Genomic DNA, 16772 nt, shown 5'->3' on the forward strand with positions numbered 1-16772 from the left:
TAGTATCAGTAAGGTGTGTGAACTATGTATGCATGGTCGAATAGCGATTCAATAAATTTAGTGTGTTTAAATAAATGGCACGAGACGCCAGATACGGTCAGCTTTGAGCTTGGCAGTATTCCACAAGATTTACATTTCAATTTTAAGCCCGGTCAGTTCATCACCTTGGGTTTAGATATGCCGACGAAAACGGATTACCGTGCTTATTCCGTGGCTTCTTGCCCCGAAGATAACCGCCTGAAGTTGACGGTCAAGCGTGTGGAAGGTGGCTTGGTTTCGAACTTTATTGTTGATGAGCTTGATGAAGGTGACGAGGTTTCTGTGTTGAAGCCGGCAGGCTCGTTTAACTGTATTGATTGCATGCCAACGGCAACAAAGAAAGTAACGCTAGTGAGTGCGGGCTGTGGCATTACACCCGTAATGGCGATGGTAAAATATTGGCTGTCTCAAGACAGTGACAGTGACATTGAGATTGATTTCGTCCACATGGCACGCAACAAGCTTGAGACTATCTACTTTCAAGAACTTCATCAGCTCGATGAATCACATGCGAATTTCAACTTAAAACTGCTGTTAAAAGACAACGAAGGAACAACCGCCCCTCAAGGTCGTTTAGATAAAAACTGGTTGGTGAAACTGAGCCCAGATATCTTAGATAGAACGGTTTACCTGTGTGGGCCTGTCGGCTTCATGCAAGATATTGAGAGTTATCTGAAAGAGCTTGAGTTCAACATGGATAACTTCTATCAAGAAAGCTTTACTCCTGCTACTCAGGATACTCAATCAGAAGCGTCAAACGCCGAAATTGCTGACGATACGAATAGTGCTGTTAAGGTATTTGTGCCTGCGTTCGGCGCTGAAGTTGAAGCGGAAACTGGCACACCATTGGCGGATTCATTAGAAAAAGCAGGCGTTCCAATTATTATCGCTTGTCGTAGTGGGATTTGTGGTTCGTGTAAATGCAAAGTGACCAAAGGATCTGTGGAATCAAGCAGCCAAGAAACATTGACGCCAGAGCAGATTGAACAGGGCTACGTGCTTGCATGTTCAAGCTCGATTCAGTCAGATGTTGAGGTTGAGTTATAACAGACGTAAAGCTGTGCAAGAGTGATGAAGACAAGGTCTTGTCATAGCGATAAAAGTTAGAGCGCTAGATGTAAAAAGGCCACCTAGATCAGTTAGAGAGAGCAGATCTAAGTGGCAACCCTCTTGTTTATACGGGGGAGTAAAACAAAAGGGGTTGCGAAGCCCATATAGACTTCGCAGATATAGTTATTATGTTGTGGAGCTTGTTGCGATGGACGTATCTACAAGAGCGAAGTTAATTAAACTTCTGGGTATGTCTTGTAGCGTACACCCATCATCTGTTCCATACAGTGAACAACTTGGCAGCTGTAGCCAAACTCGTTATCGTACCAAATGTACAGCACGGCACGGTTGTCTTGTGCGATAGTCGCCACACCGTCAACCACACCTGGGTGACGAGAGCCAACCAAGTCGGTAGATACAATCTCAGTCGAGTCTGTGTAATCAATTTGTGCAGACAAAGCAGAAGACAGCGCCATTTCACGCAGGTACTCGTTCAACTCTTCTTTGTTTGTGCCTTTCTCAAGGTTTAGGTTCGCAACTGCCATTGAAACGTTTGGCGTAGGAACGCGAATCGCATTACCTGTTAGCTTACCTTCCATTTCCGGCATCGCTTTTGATACTGCTTTAGCAGCGCCAGTCGATGTCAGTACCATGTTCAATGATGCAGCACGACCACGACGATCCCCCGAGTGGAAGTTATCGATTAGGTTTTGATCATTGGTAAATGAGTGCACCGTTTCGATGTGACCAGACAGCACGCCAAACTTGTCGTGAACCGCTTTCAATACTGGCGTGATTGCGTTAGTAGTACAGCTTGCTGCAGAGATGATGGTGTCTTCTGGCTGAATAACATTTTCATTCACACCAAATACCACGTTCTTGATGTCGCCTTTACCAGGTGCAGTCAGTAGCACTTTCTTCGCACCGTTACACGCAACGTGTTGGCTCAGGCCTTCCGCGTCACGCCATACGCCTGTGTTATCAACCACAAGTGCATTTTCAACACCGTAAGCCGTGTAATCCACTTCTTCTGGTTTGTTTGCGTAGATAACTTGGATGAAGTTACCGTTAACGATGATCGCTTTGCGTTCTTGGTCTACAACAATGCTGCCGTTGAATTGGCCGTGTACAGAGTCACGACGAAGCAGGCTTGCACGTTTTTCTAGGTCGCCATCTTTGCCGCCGCGTACAACGATTGCACGTAAACGCAGTGGGTAACCCGGGCCACTTTTCTCGATCAACAGACGAGTTAGCAGTCGGCCAATACGACCAAAACCGTACAATACAACGTCACGAGGTTCTGTCATTGCATCGCCTTCAAGCGATTCGATAAGTGCAGTTTGTAGGAAATCATCCAACCCATGTGTGTGTTCGCGATCTTGCCAGAATGAATGCGCAAGGCGACCAACATCAATACGACATGGAGATAAGTCCATAGAGAGAAGGTGTTGAATAATAGGTTGAGTCTGTTCTGCTGTAAGAGGAGAACCAGTGTAACGTTTTGCGATGCGGTGAGCTTTGATGATGTCGATAGTTGTCGCGTTAACTAAGGTCTTACCAAAGAGGATAACTTCTACGCCTTTTTGACGGTATAACTGACCTAAAGTTGGAGCGATGGATTCAGCAATGGTTTGACTAGTTTGCCAATCTAGGAGGTGCTTTTCGGGACTCATCTTTACTCGGGACCTTTCACGTTAAGTTTCTGCATTCATGGCGGTTGTAGGGAAGCCAATCAGCATAGGGGATTTGAGGCATCAGTCTGTGGTCTTTATTGCCACTTAAATGTGCTGATATACCTTGTGTGTAACTTGTAGTTTTTATGTGGCAGGATTGTAAGGTACGACGGGTTATTCTGCTAGGAAAAATAAATGCAGACAAAATATCTGTAAATTGGCTTTATATTAGCCATAAATCAAGATTTGAACGTCGATAAAGACTATTGACTTTAATAATCTGTAGCACTTATTTTTCGTCAAAAAATACTCAATTCAAAGGATAATATGTAATACAGGTCATATTGAACATTAAAGGTGTGATCGCTAACTCAAGTTACACGTAAACAGTAAACGATAAATAAGGGAATTAACGAGTATTGATGTTTGACCTTTGAATAAGCCTAGCTTGAGTGTGAAAAGTGCATCACGCAAACGATTGGATGTCACAATTTTAACCTAACTATCCACTTTGTTAGCACGCAGAGTCATTATTCACAGTCTAGTTGAGCCGCAGAATGTGGATGTGTACTTGTTATGCCGGTGATAATAACTGGAGAAAACGTCTTTTGTTTACATTTTGCTCACTAAAACCTCGCTTGCTTACATCTCATTTGTAGAAACCTCCTCGAGTAGACCTCTCTCACGTAACGTTCACTTGTCTAAAATCGGCTTGTCTCAATCTCACTTAGTAAAGCAGACTCCTCCGCTTTAAAGCCCTGTTTTGGATGCCTGTTGATTCTAATTTTTCGTTCTGGGCTCAGAGTATCATTTGTTGATATCCAATTTGATCAATAACCCTCTGTTAATGTCCTATTCTTAATTTGGGTTAGGTAAATTACTTTCGGGAAGGGAGTAGTTATAAAAATGATAAACATGTCAATTAGATGGCGTCTTATTTTTCTTTCCACGGTTTCTGTACTCATTATGTTCGGGTTTACAGTGAATGAAGTGCTTAAGAACGATGAGAAGATGAATCACCTTGAAACAACGCGTATTAAGGTCGAAGCGCTTCAATTTTTTAATACGGTTTCAAGTGATGCTTATCGATGGTTGGTGCTGTCTAATGACTCCCCTGAGAAAGGTCAGTTGCTTTTAACACTGCAATCAGAACTGGATAGACTGACTCAGTATGGAATGCGACTTCAACGGTTCGACAGCAATTGGAGTATTGACCCTCAGTTAGCTGAATTGAAAAAGTTGTTGATGATCCTAGCTAGTACACCTGAAACGACAGACAGCAGAAAATTGACAGAGCGCGCTTTCGACTTGTTAAAAGACGTGCTGATGGAGCTGTCCGAATATCGCATGGCTTTAGTCGATGGCAATATTGGTCAAGCGGAAGCGATGTTTATCAATCTTACGCATTATGTGTTTTGGACTCAGAGAGAAGCGTGGTTAAGCTTCAGTTTGAATCGCTCCCCAGAGTTTAAAAACCAATACTTGCTTAGCTATGTCGCTGCTCTAGAGAGGCAGCAACAGCTATTAGATACATTTTTCCGTTCGGATACGCGTTCTCCAAACATTAGACAGTTGCTAAACGCTGTCGCCAAAGATGAATTCCAAGACAAATTTACATCTCGAATCCTCAAAGGGGACTTTTCATCACCCGAAATATATCAACACTTGAAAAGCTTAGAGGTTAAAAAACGGGCTATTTCAAACGCGATTGGCGCTTACACCAATCAAATACAGTTTGAACTGACCAAGAATATCGCGTTGCAGAAAAGGCAAACCTTGGTCATGACGTTGCTTATACTCATCGCTTCTGGTGTTTTGATGCGGCTTGGGGTTGCGACATCTCTGCGCTTAAACAAAAACCTGTCGATTATTTTGAAAGGTGTGTCGGAATGCGCTGATAGCTACGGCCAGCCAAAGGTGATTCGTATCCAAGGGAACGATGAGCTTGCCGAGTTCACTGAAACCCTAAATCGAGTGATGGAACGCAACTATCTGCACAACAAAGAGTTGATAACAGCAAAAGAAGACGCGATTTCGGCTAACAAAGCCAAAAGCGCATTCTTAGCAAATATGTCACATGAAATACGCACGCCACTTAACGGGATCATTGGCATGGCTGAGATCTTATCTCAAAGCCAACTGAGCCCAAATCAACAAGAAGTACTGGGGGATATCGAATCGTCCTCTCACTCTTTACTGGTGCTGCTGAATGACATACTCGACCTGTCTAAAATCGAGTCGGGTAACTTGATGTTGTCACGACACAATGCTGATTTGCGAGAAGCGGTTTATGACTCTGTGAGTGTGATTCAGTCTAAAGCGATAAGTAAGGATATTGAGCTCGACATCAATATCGATTATCAAACGCCGTCACAACTGTTTTTCGATGAGTACCGCGTGAGACAGGTGCTGACCAATCTGCTTTCTAATGCCATCAAATTTACGTCTAAGGGCACAATTACAACTGACATTGCTTATACACCTATGTCTATGGGCAGGGGCAAGCTTGAATGCAGCGTGTCTGATACCGGGATTGGGATTGAGCCCGAGAAGTTAGAGTCCATATTTGAACCTTTCACTCAAGAAGATGGCAGCATTACCCGTCAATTTGGCGGTACGGGGTTAGGGCTTGCGATTTGTCGACAGCTTGTTGATTTGATGGGTGGTTACATTACCGCGCGTTCAGTGAAAGGAGAGGGCTCGACATTCACTTTTTGTTTGTATGTCGATGTTGTAGAAGCGCCTGTTCAAACTTTCGATAACCTGAGCCGAGCGACCATCATCTCGAACTCTTTCAATTACCTCGATCAGCTCGTTAAAGAGTGTGAGCGTTTGAATGTTCGAGCCAATGTGGTGTCATCCATTGCTGCCCTTAGTGAAAGTGTAAAAGAAAGTGACTTCATACTTTATTGTCATACCTTGCACCACTCTATGGAAAAAGATCTTGCGACGTTGAAGGTGATATATCCTCTTGCTCGCGTCATCGTTTGTCAGCATCACCTATTTAAAACCAACCTAATCAGAGAAACGGTCCACTCGACTCATACCTTGCCATTCTTGGGCCGACGTTTCTTAACCAGCTTACAATCTCTCGATGTGGGCGAAGAGCAAACGCCTCAAGTGGAAGCAAAAGATGAAGAAGTTCGCTCTCTGAATCGACGCATTTTGATCGTTGAAGACAATCTGATGAATCAAAAAATAGCGAGCTTCTTCCTTGAGCAAGCGGGTTATGAATATTTGATTGCCAGTAATGGCCAAGAAGCGGTGGATGTCATCACCCAGGGTGCTCAGTTTGATGCAGTCTTAATGGACTGCATGATGCCTGTTATGGATGGCATAACGGCGACTCGTGCGATACGTCAGTGGGAAGCCGATCAACAAGTCACACCATTACCCATCATAGCTTTAACCGCCAGTGTTCTAGAAGAAGACATCAAAGATTGTTTTGAAGCCGGTATGAACGCCTACTTACCTAAACCCTATAAATCTCACCAGCTGTACGATCTTTTCAGTAGCCTTGATATTGTCTAGGGCTCCCGTATCAAGGCTAGCGCGGCGCTACTTAACGAACTTCCAATCCAAGGTTGTATTGTGCAAGGCAACGACCGACATAGCTGATGTTCAGCAAGGCTGCGACTAAGATGGTGCTGATGTGGGCGACGATTTGAATTGGCAGTGAGAAGTGATCGGCCATAGGATAAGCAACAATAATACTGAGAAGCATAAGCAAGGTTGTTATAGCTAGACTGAAGTTTGAAACAGAAAGCAGAGTTTGAAAGCGTTGAGTCATCGTCTTCATATTGAATTCCTAATTGCTATTAATAATTATGATACTTGTTATTAATATCAATTAGCGTTCCAGTTTTAATTTGCATTTAAAATCATAATCTTATGTAATTTCGCTTGTTTTTTAGAGTCTAAGTGACACGTGCGAATTGCAGGTCTTTATGACTTGATCGTGTTTCTTTACCATTGTCTAAACCCACAAGTATCGATGTGGAATCGAACACCTGAATATAAACCAAGCCCAACATTATTTTTTTGCCCGAATTCCGAATGAATATTTTTAAGTTTCACGTGTAGATCTTCGCGAGTAATGTCATTTGCAGGCACTAGGTCTAAGGCACAAAACTCTAAGTGCTTACTTCGCAGTGCACCACCAGCTTGTTGATTGTAGATATCGGTTCGCTCTCCAGATACTGGTATAACAACACCGATTTCAGGCTCAATATATTGTTGTATGTACTTCAGGGTATTGATCATGTTTGGCACATGTTTCTTATTTGGGAGGGTAAACAAGGTTGTATTACTCATTGCCCAATCCGTCCCTTGCAATAGAACGAGATGCAGAGGCATGCTCTGAGTAACGCCATTGTCCTTGAGTTGTTGTCCGATTGCTCTCACTTGGTCTTGAGCGTGATTGAGGAGCATCCAACCTCGAAATGCTGATCGGGTCGGAACCTTGTAGCCATGAACATCGACCACGAGATCGTCATAAGTGATTTCGGTTTCTTCGGTATAAAGTTTCTCAAATTTTTCAGGGTAAGGTTGTGTCGTTGATAACGCCAAGGTTATCAGAATACTTCCGTACATAAAGTCTCTCCATCGCTAGTGTACACTCGTTATTTAGTTTGATACTGCTGTTGAGTTTCATTCATTTTGCTTAGGTACGCTTAAGCCTAGACGGTTAGGTTTAGATGCTTAAGTATAGACGCTGGAGTTTAGGTAAAAAAAACCCACTACTAAGAGTGGGTTACTAACATTGTTACAAGTAAATTAGCGAGGTTAGATTACTTCTTACCTTGGATTTGCTTGTCTTCTTCTGTCAGTTCACGAATGCGACGGCTGATGTCACGGCGAGCTTTAGAAATCTCAGCGCTCTTGATGATGTGGTCATCAACACGGTCTTCGTAGTCAGCTTTCATATTTTTGATAATGCCTAGGATCTCGTCGTGGGTCATCTCTGGCTTGATGTAATCAAGTAGGTTATCAAGAAGGTCGACACGCTTACGGTTGTCACGAACTTTCTTTTCGTTGTCTAAAAGTTCACGCTTAAGTTTGTTCTTACGTCGTGCTTGGTTAACAATTTCAAATACGCTGCTCATAGATTCCTTTTCCTATTCGTCAAATACGTTGTCTGCTTCTGATTAAAGCACATCAATTGATGATGTAACAGTCTTTAGATCAAAGCAAAAGTAAGGTTGTTTAATTATTCGTCACTCTCGCTGATGTGTGATTGTTTTTATCTTACCGTTCAAGTTAGTATCCCATGTAGATACTGCATTGATACGAAATGTGAAATGAATCAACAACAATTGGAAAACGAAGAATTGGACGACAATGTCACTGAATCTTCAGCAGAACAAAACAAGCTTCGTGATGCGTATGTACAAGAGCGTACTTATTTGGAAGTCGTGGAAATAGAGCTAAACCGTTCTAAGATCATAATGATTGATGAACAGGGCAGAAAGAAACGAGTACCAATTTTGTCTGAACACTAGTTACTGCATTGTTAGGTGTTGAGATGGAATTATCAAAATAATAAAAAGGAAAAACGATGAACACAGTACTTTCCCCAATTGAAGCGAGAATTATCGGTTGTTTGATCGAGAAAGAAGTCACTACTCCCGATCATTACCCACTGACACTGAACAGTTTAACCACGGCATGCAATCAAAAGAGTAACCGTGAACCTGTTCTCTCTCTTTCTGAGTCAGATGTTTTAGATGCAGTTGATGGTTTAATCGGACGTCGCATGGTGAGTGATGAGAGCAGCTTCAATAGCCGTGTTAATAAGTATCAGCATCGTTTCTGCAACACTGAGTTCGGCGATCTGCAATTTACAGAGCAAGAGCGTGCAATCATCTGCTGTATGTTACTGCGCGGTGCGCAAACACCCGGTGAACTTCGTACTCGAACGGGTCGCCTTGCAAACTTTAGTGATGTGAAAGAAGTAGAAGCAACATTAGACAAACTCGCTGCAAGAGAAGCAGGTGCCTTGGTTGTGAAGCTGCCACGCGAAGCGGGTAAACGTGAATCACGCTACCAGCATTTGTTGAGTGGTGAAGTGGACGTTGAAGCGTTTGCGATGGCATCAGTAAGCGCGGCTGCCCCCTCTGCAACGAGTGAAAAGTTTGAAGAGCTTGAGTCTGAAGTTGCAAGCCTACGAGCAGAAGTGGCAGAGCTTAAGGCTCTGGTTGAATCACTGCTTTAAATGTCAGATGCTGATAAAAATGCGGATTGGGTCGTGTACTTGATCCGCAATCGTCACAATGCCCTTTATTGTGGCGTGACGAACAATCTAGAACGTCGATTTGAACAACATCAAACCGGTAAAGGCGCCAAAGCTTTAAAAGGTAAAGGTCCACTTAAGCTGGTTTGGAGCTTTGGTGTTGGCTCAAAAAGTGAGGCGTTGAAAACCGAATACGCGATCAAGCAGTTGCCCAAATCCCGCAAAGAAAAACTGGTATCACTCAAACTGATTATTGAGTGGCAAAAAGACAAAATTCAATATATCGAAGTCTCATAATTCATAGCTAAAATGTTTGTTATTGATTAAATCTTAATAGTGTAAGGAGCTATATCGGCTCTAGCTAAGCTTATGAATTTAAATGGTAATTACTCTTACCGTGAATGGGCTGAAATCATAATTTAACTCGTTGTTCTTAATCTCCATTCCAAATTAACATATTGCTCATTTAGAATGTCGTTCTAATTAGTGTTAGACGCTATCATTTATCATCGTTGTCCTACATAATATCCATTAGCCATACAAAGAGATGGTGTCATGCTAGGTTAAAAAATGAGCCAAAGTAGCTCATATAAAACGAGAAAAATATGAAACGTTTACTGATGTTGTTTGGACTTGCCGTATTTTCTGCGTCCGCTCTCTCCCATGGTACTCATGTCCTCAATAGGTACTGGGAATACCAAGATTATCTTTCCACTTTTCCAGAACAAAGAGCATTGACCGATAAAATGGTCGAGGCTGTACAAAATCACCCTGTGCCACTGAGAAGAATCCAAGACGAACCAATTACGATTTCCGTGGTGTATCCGGGCCAACAGATCTCGGATTACTGGGTTCGTAATATTCAAGCTTTTGAGAAGCGTCTCGATAGGCTGAAGATCCGCTATCAAATAAATCAAGTATTTACCCGTATTAATGCCGATCTCGCGCAGCAGAGTATTTCGTTGCAAGAAGCGATTGAAAACAAGACGGATTATTTGATTTTCACGCTAGATACCACGCGCCACCGCAAGTTTATCGAGCACGTGTTGACCTCTACAGACACCAAACTGATTCTTCAAAATATCACGACGCCAGTGCGAGCTTGGGCAGATAGACAGCCATTTATGTATGTGGGTTTTGACCATGCGACAGGCAGCTTAAAACTGGCGGACTATTTTAAACAAGTAAGTCCGCCAGACAGTAAGTATTCTGTTTTGTATTACTCACAAGGCTATATCAGTGATGCGCGTGGAGATACTTTTATCCATGAAGTGAATACGGTTACCAACTTTACCCTTAAGTCTTCGTTTTACACAAAATCAAACAAAGACAGTGGCTACCAAGCGGCTAAAATCAGCATAGAGAACGATAAGGATCTAGACTTTATCTATGCATGTTCAACGGATGTCGCTCTCGGTGCAATGGAAGCGATTCGTGAATCGGGCCAAGACATCTTAGTGAATGGTTGGGGAGGCGGCTCTGCTGAACTTGAAGCCATTGCAAGGGGCGACCTAGATGTTACTGTCATGCGTATGAACGACGATACAGGCATTGCAATGGCAGAGGCGATCAAGTGGGATCTAGCCGGTTTGGAAGTGCCTACCGTTTACTCTGGTGAATTTGAAATTGTCACCAAGGAAGATTCCCCAGAACGTATTTCAGAACTTAAACAGCGAGCATTTAGGTACTCAGGTCACTAATGAAGAAAAGTTACGCCAGTACACCTAGAAACACTTTAGCTAGACTCATTACGCGTATCGTTATTTTGGTGATAGGCGTGATGGCACTTGGCGTGCTTATTCATAATTATGAAACCAGCAGTAATATCGTACAGCAAGAGACGAATCGAACGGTACAGCAAACCTCAAGCCTGATCCAAAACATGTTTGATTATCGTTTGTCGGTGCTGCAAATCCATCAAGACAGTAGCTCACACAGTGAAACTCTCAGAGAGTACTTTGATACGGGTAATGACGAGACTCTGAGCTACTTTTTCTTTGGTGTTGACCAACGTGAACCGGATCATGCACCAGATTTACGCTTTGTCTCAACCCACGATGGTTTGGCTTGGGAAGACGGCAACAGTCAATTTTATGGTTTGGATGAGTCCAACTTAAAGCATATTTCTGATGAGGTTTCGTTCAGCAGTAATTGGCATTTTATTAAACTGAGGACAGATATAGGTAAGCGTCACTTGTTGGCTCGCCGTACCCCTATTGTTGATAACGCTACTGGGGAAGTCCTTGGTCAACTCTATATCGCCATTGTGCTTGACAACAACTTCTCTTTGGCTGAGTCAATCCAACAGGGCAGTAATAGCGAAAATATCGTGATTGAAGCGCACGGTACACCGGTGACATCGACATTCAGTGGTGATGAAAGCTACACCATTACTGACATCCTCAATTACCAAATGTACGAACAGTTGCCGCGTCATTTCGTTACCATCGCAACCATTAAGATTAATGCTGTTGAAACTCCTTTAATCATTCGAGCTGTTCAAAAAAATAATAATTTCATTGCGTTAGAAGAGAATTATCAGCGTGCGATCATCGTGGTGATTGTGGTGATCATATTGATGTCTTTTTTTGCTCGAACTTGGATTCAAAAGAGAGTCTCAGCCGAGCTTGATAAGCTAATGGACTTTACTCGTTCGGCAAGTGCTAGCGAAAAGTACAACAAGTTCGATGGCTCTAACATTTTCGAATTTCATCATATTGGTTGTACTCTTGAAGACACCTTTGAGCGCTTATCTGAACAGAATCAAAAATTCCAAGATCTCTTTAACTTTGCTCATTCGCCTATCTTAGTTTGGTCTGAAAAAGGCGATTTGATTCAGATGAACCCCGCCGCTCGCATGGCGTTGTTCGATGCTGATGACAATTATGGTCCAATTGCCCAAGAGTTTGAGCAGCGAATGCTGCCTAATATTCAAATGGTGGTTCAGGGTTCTAAACTGACGGGTATTAACGTACCCATTGGTGAAAAGGTGTTTCGTTGGAACATGTCTGCTATTCGCGTGGAACACGGCATCACAGGAGTGGTGGTACAAGGGCAAGATATTACTAAGCTAATCGAGGCGGAAAGACAGGCTGATCGAGCAAGAGAAGAAGCTGAGCATCTTGCGAATGTGCGAGCAGACTTCTTAGCTAAGATGAGTCATGAGATTCGCACGCCGCTCAACGGTATTCTCGGTGTGTCTCAGCTGCTCAAGCGCTCTATGCACAATGAAGATAATCGCGAGCAGGTGGATGTACTGTGTAATAGTGCGGAACATTTACTGGCGGTACTTAACGATATCTTGGACTTCTCAAAGATTGAGCAAGGGCAGTTTAATATTCAAAAGAAAGACTTCCGTTTAGGGGAGTTAGTTAATACCTTAGACAGCATCTATCGACCGCTGTGTGAAGATAAATCCGTCGAATTTACCATTGTGAATCACTTGGTTGATGACATTGAAATCAATACCGACCAAGTACGCCTCAATCAGATCATGTTTAATCTGTTGAGTAATGCTTTTAAATTCACTCATCAAGGCGGTATCTCCGTCAGCTTTGAGCTCGAGAGTATCTTTAACTCCGATCACGCCAGCTTGATCGTTCGAGTGAAAGATTCTGGCATTGGTATTGATGAAAGCAAAATTGATGCTGTTTTTGAACCCTTTGTTCAAGCCGAAGAGACCACCACTCGTGAATATGGTGGCACTGGTTTAGGACTTACAATTGTAAAAAATCTGGTCGATATGCTGGAAGGGGACATTCAAGTCCGCAGCGTGATAGGTCAAGGCTCAGAGTTCACGATAGAAATTCCTGTAGTCGTACACGCCAAGCCGCTATTAGTCGATGCTAAGCAACAAGCTGAGGTTGAGCCAGAGGCGTTGTTTAGTCGACCTTTGAATGTGTTGCTGGTGGAAGACAATCACACCAACGCCTTTATTGCTCAGGCTTTCTGTAAGAAATATGGCATGGTCGTCACCTGGGTAAAAGATGGCTTAGAAGCGATTGAGATGGCTAAGACGATTACCTATGACTTGATCTTGATGGATAACCAACTCCCTAATCTCGGTGGTGTTGAAACCACTCAGCAGCTAAGAGGTGAGATTGGTGTGTCAGCCCCTATTTATGCGTGTACCGCTGATGCTCAAGAGTCAACTAGAGACAGCTTTATGGCCGCAGGGGCGAATTACGTGATTGTAAAGCCGATTAAAGAAGAGTCGCTCCACCAAGCGTTTGTTCATTTCAAAAACTCATACTGGAATGACACAGAGCACTAGGCTTTAACTTAGTGCTCTTTAATGGAGTCTGTTGAAGAGAAGTAACTAATTTTCTGCCTTTATATCGAGCCAGCGACAAAGGCTTGTTCCAATAGCAGCGTTTTCAACTCATCACTCATATCTAGGTGTTCAGGGAATTGGATACCTAGCAGCCAGCCTTGTCTTTGCCTTTTCTTACTTACCACCTTGTAGACAAGATCGTCATCTAAGTACTCATTTAAGTCAGAATTAACTTTTATCTTCCAGCCGACATCAATATCTGATTGCTGGGTAAGATAGATACCGCACCCTGACGCTGAAAAGTCGACTAGTGTGGCATCCAGCGACAAGGTATCAAAAGTGACTTCACAGCTGAGACGTACTTTATACCTTTCGTGTTCACGAATAGGCTTGGTTGCAAAGTTTGAGGGTGGGCGAAGGAAGATTAGATGTGCTGGAGAGGTGATATGAGCCAGTACATTGGTTTTGAACGCGACAATGTGCCCAAGTTCGGTGTCGGTAATCGCACGAACAATAATATCAACGTTTGTGAGCTTTCTCAGCGTCAGTGCTTCTGTCGCTTTTTGCGTAAGCTCTAGGATGAGGTACTGATCTTCTTTGTGTCCGATATAAAGTGTACTGATCTGGATTGAGTCGTCTGGGCCAAATTCCAATACACCTGCTGTTTTTGTACCTGGCTTTAGGTATCTGAACAGTTCTAAGTTTTTATCTTTATGCATATTCGTTACTGAACAATGTTAATCGTTTGATAAAATAATATAACGCCCTGATAAAACTATGTCATTAGTTTCATTGAAGTAATTAGCAGCGTACAACAAAAAAGTGAATCGCTATCTCAAGTAAACAACGGCTTACTCTTGTCGTAAAACAAGATACACTGCTGACAGATATATACTTGATGGAGAAATAGTAAATGGAACTGGAAACCTTATTGAATACTCTGGCTGAAACCCCAGAGGCCGTGCAATTTGAAGATACAATGCAAGTGATCGAAGCTCACTATGATTTTTCTGAGCGCGAATTTCGCAATGGTGAGGTAGTGAACGCTGCAGGGCAGAATAATGGTTCGTGTAAGATTTTTGCTTTTGGTTTAGAGCAAGGCCTATCAGCAGAGCAAACACTTGCTTGTTTTGGTCAATTTTATCGTAACGACGTGCTAGGTTTTCCTGAGAACAGCGACCATCAAAATATTCGTAACTTTATGGTTCATGGCTGGAATGGTATCCAGTTTTCTCAGCCTGCGCTGGTTGCAAAAGTGAAGTAGACACTAACCAGGTAACGATTAGGTCGAAATTTAATCTCAGTATTTTGAAGCGAGAAAACAACCTCTCGCTTTTTTTGTCTATGTTGAACTGGCTAGTAACTTGCTATCCAGTAACTTACTAAATGGGCTCTAAACTACTGAACGGGCAGGGCAGACAAGCACTTACGACACATACAAACTCCAGCCTTTGGAATATCGCTAGTATCTCGTTTTTCTAACTCAAAACACCAACACGTCTCTTTGCCCGCACTGATATCGCATTGAGCTGGCTCATTACACTGTGGACATTGGTGAGTCGAACTCGCGCCACTAAGATTATCCATAACCGACGTTTGCTCTTCTTCAGATAAGCCTTTCCAACCTATAATTTCATCCATTGTTCGAAAGCAGCCACTACACATTCCGCCATTATTTTTACAAGCCGCTCGGCAAGGTGTTTTCATTTCTCTAACCTGTGATTCATTTGGGCTGAAATGTAGCATATTTGTTTCTTCTTGAAGAGCCGTTAAGCTAAGAAATTACTCAGTTAAATTTAGAAATGACCTCGTAATTTTTAGGCTTTTCATGTAGCATCTCGCCCCTTTTGTTGAGTGGGGGGATATTATGTTTATTGGATTTGATTATGGAACAGCGAACTGTTCTGTCGCGGCGATGGTTAATGGAGATCCAAGCCTGTTACCGTTAGAAGGTAACAACCACTATATTCCCTCAACCGTGTTTGCGCCTACTCGTGAGAGTGTTTCTGAACATCTATTCCGCCACTTGAATATCAAGCCGAGTGATGCGATCGGTGAGCAAGTACTACGACGTGCGATTGCGCTGAACAGAGAAGAGAGTATCGACTTAGTGCCAGAAGACATGGCATTTGGTCAGGCTGCGTTGGACTTATATTTAGAAGACCCTCGCGATGTTTATTATGTTAAGTCCCCTAAATCTTTCCTTGGCGCGAGTGGACTGCATGATGTGCAGGTGAGCTTTTTCGAAGATTTAGTGTGCGCCATGATGGCAAATATCAAGAATCAAGCCGAACTCACGACTCAAGAGCAGATCAAGCAAGCTGTTATCGGCCGACCAATTAACTTCCACGGTCGAGGTGGTGAAGAGGCGAACAGACAAGCTGAAGACATACTGTCTCGCGCAGCTAAGCGTGCCGGTTTCCTTGATATCGCTTTTCAATTTGAGCCCGTAGCCGCAGGCCTTGATTACGAAAGCACATTAACTGAAAACCAAACAGTATTGGTTGTTGATATTGGCGGTGGTACCACCGATTGCTCATTATTAGAAATGGGACCAACGTGGTCTGGTAAAGCGGATCGTACCCAGAGCTTGTTGGCACACAGTGGGCAAAGGGTAGGGGGGAATGACCTCGATATCTATCTTGCATTCAAACAACTGATGTCACCTTTTGGTATGGGCAGCAAAGGCATTTCGGGTATTGATATGCCACTGACTCAATTCTGGAACCCAATTGCGATTAATAATGTTGAAGCTCAAAAGAACTTCTATTCAAGAGAAAACCTAGCGGCATTAAAATTACTTCGTAAAGAAGCGTCAGAGCCTCAAAAGCTAGAACGTTTGATGAAGGTTTATCACGACACTTTGGGTTACGGTATTGTGCGTAGAGCGGAAGAGGCCAAGATTGCGCTGGCAGAATCCCCTCAATATCGTGCTGCGATTAATGTTGCCTCTGAACTGGTCGAGGTAGCTATCTCAGTCGAACAGATGGTTGAAGCGATTGAAACACCAAAGTCTAAGATGATTGAGTTGGTTAAAGAAGCGATTCAACAAGGCCAGAAAAAGCCAGACGTAATCTACATGACGGGTGGTTCCGCTCGATCACCGATACTTCGTGAAGCCGTACAACAAGCTGTGCCGAATGTACCGATTGTGAGTGGTAATTACTTCGGTTCAGTAACTGCAGGTTTAGCTCGTTGGGCTGAGGTTTGCTTCAAATAAGAGTTCAATGATGAGTTATGAAGGGCAACCAGTCGCTGATTGGTTGCCCTTTTTTTGTTTTTCTCTAATGAACTTTCTATTGAACGATTTTTCCTAGCTCATATTGGGATTTGTTTCACAAAGCTAAATATTTCAGCTGAGCTCTACGTGTTACAAAATGTTTCAAAGGCAAAGGCGAGCCTCTCGATGGTCTGATGAGTTACCTTGGGTTTAGATTTTTAATGCTTTTTTAGTGATTATAAAATCAAAAATAATCAAAGTATTTATCTCAAAGAATGAAAGGAG

Annotated in this window: 15 protein-coding genes; 9 read left to right on the forward strand and 6 right to left on the reverse strand. The window is 42.9% G+C overall.

Features of this window, described 5'->3' with window-relative positions:
- Positions 1-24: 24 nt before the first annotated feature.
- Positions 25-1086, forward strand: a complete 1062-nt coding sequence (locus AB4512_RS03795; RefSeq protein WP_372174463.1) for a 2Fe-2S iron-sulfur cluster-binding protein — start codon at positions 25-27, stop codon at positions 1084-1086.
- 239 nt (positions 1087-1325) lie between these two features.
- Here AB4512_RS03795 and AB4512_RS03800 read toward each other — a convergent pair whose 3' ends face one another.
- Positions 1326-2762, reverse strand: coding sequence for a glyceraldehyde-3-phosphate dehydrogenase (locus tag AB4512_RS03800; protein ID WP_017061774.1), 1437 nt, complete (start codon positions 2760-2762; stop codon positions 1326-1328).
- A 966-nt stretch (positions 2763-3728) separates the two neighbouring features.
- Between AB4512_RS03800 and AB4512_RS03805 the strand changes: the two genes are divergently transcribed.
- Positions 3729-6293, forward strand: a complete 2565-nt coding sequence (locus AB4512_RS03805; protein ID WP_372130220.1) for an ATP-binding protein — start codon at positions 3729-3731, stop codon at positions 6291-6293.
- A gap of 31 nt (positions 6294-6324) precedes the next feature.
- Here the strand turns inward: AB4512_RS03805 and AB4512_RS03810 are convergent, their stop codons facing one another.
- The 3 genes from AB4512_RS03810 to AB4512_RS03820 form a co-directional block, all read right to left on the reverse strand.
- Complete coding sequence (locus tag AB4512_RS03810; RefSeq protein ID WP_017061772.1) at positions 6325-6561, reverse strand: hypothetical protein; 237 nt, start codon at positions 6559-6561, stop codon at positions 6325-6327.
- Between the two features lie 167 nt (positions 6562-6728).
- Positions 6729-7355, reverse strand: a complete 627-nt coding sequence (locus AB4512_RS03815; protein ID WP_017064850.1) for a D-Ala-D-Ala carboxypeptidase family metallohydrolase — start codon at positions 7353-7355, stop codon at positions 6729-6731.
- Positions 7356-7552: 197 nt separating this feature from the next.
- On the reverse strand, positions 7553-7867 hold the full coding sequence (locus AB4512_RS03820) for a DUF496 family protein (RefSeq protein WP_004742367.1): 315 nt from the start codon (positions 7865-7867) through the stop codon (positions 7553-7555).
- A gap of 195 nt (positions 7868-8062) precedes the next feature.
- Between AB4512_RS03820 and AB4512_RS03825 the strand changes: the two genes are divergently transcribed.
- The 5 genes from AB4512_RS03825 (at position 8063) to luxQ (ending at position 13267) form a co-directional block, all read left to right on the forward strand.
- Positions 8063-8263 (forward strand): hypothetical protein, encoded by a 201-nt coding sequence (locus AB4512_RS03825; protein WP_017068647.1) that lies wholly within the window; start codon positions 8063-8065, stop codon positions 8261-8263.
- 56 nt (positions 8264-8319) lie between these two features.
- Positions 8320-8976, forward strand: a complete 657-nt coding sequence (locus AB4512_RS03830) for a YceH family protein (RefSeq protein ID WP_017061769.1) — start codon at positions 8320-8322, stop codon at positions 8974-8976.
- Positions 8977-9291, forward strand: a complete 315-nt coding sequence (locus AB4512_RS03835) for a GIY-YIG nuclease family protein (protein WP_017061768.1) — start codon at positions 8977-8979, stop codon at positions 9289-9291.
- Positions 9292-9599: 308 nt separating this feature from the next.
- The gene (locus AB4512_RS03840) at positions 9600-10694 is read left to right on the forward strand and encodes an autoinducer 2-binding periplasmic protein LuxP (RefSeq protein ID WP_029235787.1); all 1095 of its coding nucleotides are present in this window, start codon (positions 9600-9602) and stop codon (positions 10692-10694) included.
- Positions 10694-13267 carry a quorum-sensing autoinducer 2 sensor kinase/phosphatase LuxQ gene (gene luxQ, locus AB4512_RS03845; RefSeq protein ID WP_137001353.1) on the forward strand — a complete coding sequence of 858 codons (2574 nt, stop codon included), beginning with the start codon at positions 10694-10696 and terminating at the stop codon, positions 13265-13267. The genes AB4512_RS03840 and luxQ overlap by 1 nt, the downstream gene beginning before the upstream one ends.
- Before the next feature lie 59 nt (positions 13268-13326).
- On the opposite strand, the gene AB4512_RS03850 is transcribed toward luxQ, so the two are convergent.
- Positions 13327-13986, reverse strand: coding sequence for a PilZ domain-containing protein (locus tag AB4512_RS03850; protein ID WP_017066093.1), 660 nt, complete (start codon positions 13984-13986; stop codon positions 13327-13329).
- Between the two features lie 194 nt (positions 13987-14180).
- Here AB4512_RS03850 and AB4512_RS03855 point away from each other — a divergent pair, with 194 nt between their 5' ends.
- Positions 14181-14531 (forward strand): HopJ type III effector protein, encoded by a 351-nt coding sequence (locus AB4512_RS03855; protein ID WP_017061764.1) that lies wholly within the window; start codon positions 14181-14183, stop codon positions 14529-14531.
- Positions 14532-14665: 134 nt separating this feature from the next.
- Here AB4512_RS03855 and AB4512_RS03860 read toward each other — a convergent pair whose 3' ends face one another.
- On the reverse strand, positions 14666-14974 hold the full coding sequence (locus AB4512_RS03860; RefSeq protein WP_080582242.1) for a DUF1289 domain-containing protein: 309 nt from the start codon (positions 14972-14974) through the stop codon (positions 14666-14668).
- A gap of 160 nt (positions 14975-15134) precedes the next feature.
- On the opposite strand from AB4512_RS03860, the gene yegD reads away from it, so the two are divergent.
- Positions 15135-16487, forward strand: coding sequence for a molecular chaperone (yegD, locus tag AB4512_RS03865; protein WP_372174464.1), 1353 nt, complete (start codon positions 15135-15137; stop codon positions 16485-16487).
- The last annotated feature ends 285 nt before the right edge of the window (positions 16488-16772 follow it).

This window comes from Vibrio sp. 10N.222.52.B7 (genome assembly GCF_041474275.1).
In the GTDB taxonomy this organism is placed as follows: domain Bacteria; phylum Pseudomonadota; class Gammaproteobacteria; order Enterobacterales; family Vibrionaceae; genus Vibrio; species Vibrio crassostreae_C.

Coding starts and splice junctions, on each gene's coding strand:
- AB4512_RS03795 (WP_372174463.1), top strand. CDS start 25: ATGTATGCATGGTCGAATAGCGATTCAATAAATTTAGTGTGTTTAAAT.
- AB4512_RS03800 (WP_017061774.1), bottom strand. CDS start 2,762: ATGAGTCCCGAAAAGCACCTCCTAGATTGGCAAACTAGTCAAACCATT.
- AB4512_RS03805 (WP_372130220.1), top strand. CDS start 3,729: ATGTTCGGGTTTACAGTGAATGAAGTGCTTAAGAACGATGAGAAGATG.
- AB4512_RS03810 (WP_017061772.1), bottom strand. CDS start 6,561: ATGAAGACGATGACTCAACGCTTTCAAACTCTGCTTTCTGTTTCAAAC.
- AB4512_RS03815 (WP_017064850.1), bottom strand. CDS start 7,355: ATGTACGGAAGTATTCTGATAACCTTGGCGTTATCAACGACACAACCT.
- AB4512_RS03820 (WP_004742367.1), bottom strand. CDS start 7,867: ATGAGCAGCGTATTTGAAATTGTTAACCAAGCACGACGTAAGAACAAA.
- AB4512_RS03825 (WP_017068647.1), top strand. CDS start 8,063: ATGAATCAACAACAATTGGAAAACGAAGAATTGGACGACAATGTCACT.
- AB4512_RS03830 (WP_017061769.1), top strand. CDS start 8,320: ATGAACACAGTACTTTCCCCAATTGAAGCGAGAATTATCGGTTGTTTG.
- AB4512_RS03835 (WP_017061768.1), top strand. CDS start 8,977: ATGTCAGATGCTGATAAAAATGCGGATTGGGTCGTGTACTTGATCCGC.
- AB4512_RS03840 (WP_029235787.1), top strand. CDS start 9,600: ATGAAACGTTTACTGATGTTGTTTGGACTTGCCGTATTTTCTGCGTCC.
- luxQ (WP_137001353.1), top strand. CDS start 10,694: ATGAAGAAAAGTTACGCCAGTACACCTAGAAACACTTTAGCTAGACTC.
- AB4512_RS03850 (WP_017066093.1), bottom strand. CDS start 13,986: ATGCATAAAGATAAAAACTTAGAACTGTTCAGATACCTAAAGCCAGGT.
- AB4512_RS03855 (WP_017061764.1), top strand. CDS start 14,181: ATGGAACTGGAAACCTTATTGAATACTCTGGCTGAAACCCCAGAGGCC.
- AB4512_RS03860 (WP_080582242.1), bottom strand. CDS start 14,974: ATGAAAACACCTTGCCGAGCGGCTTGTAAAAATAATGGCGGAATGTGT.
- yegD (WP_372174464.1), top strand. CDS start 15,135: ATGTTTATTGGATTTGATTATGGAACAGCGAACTGTTCTGTCGCGGCG.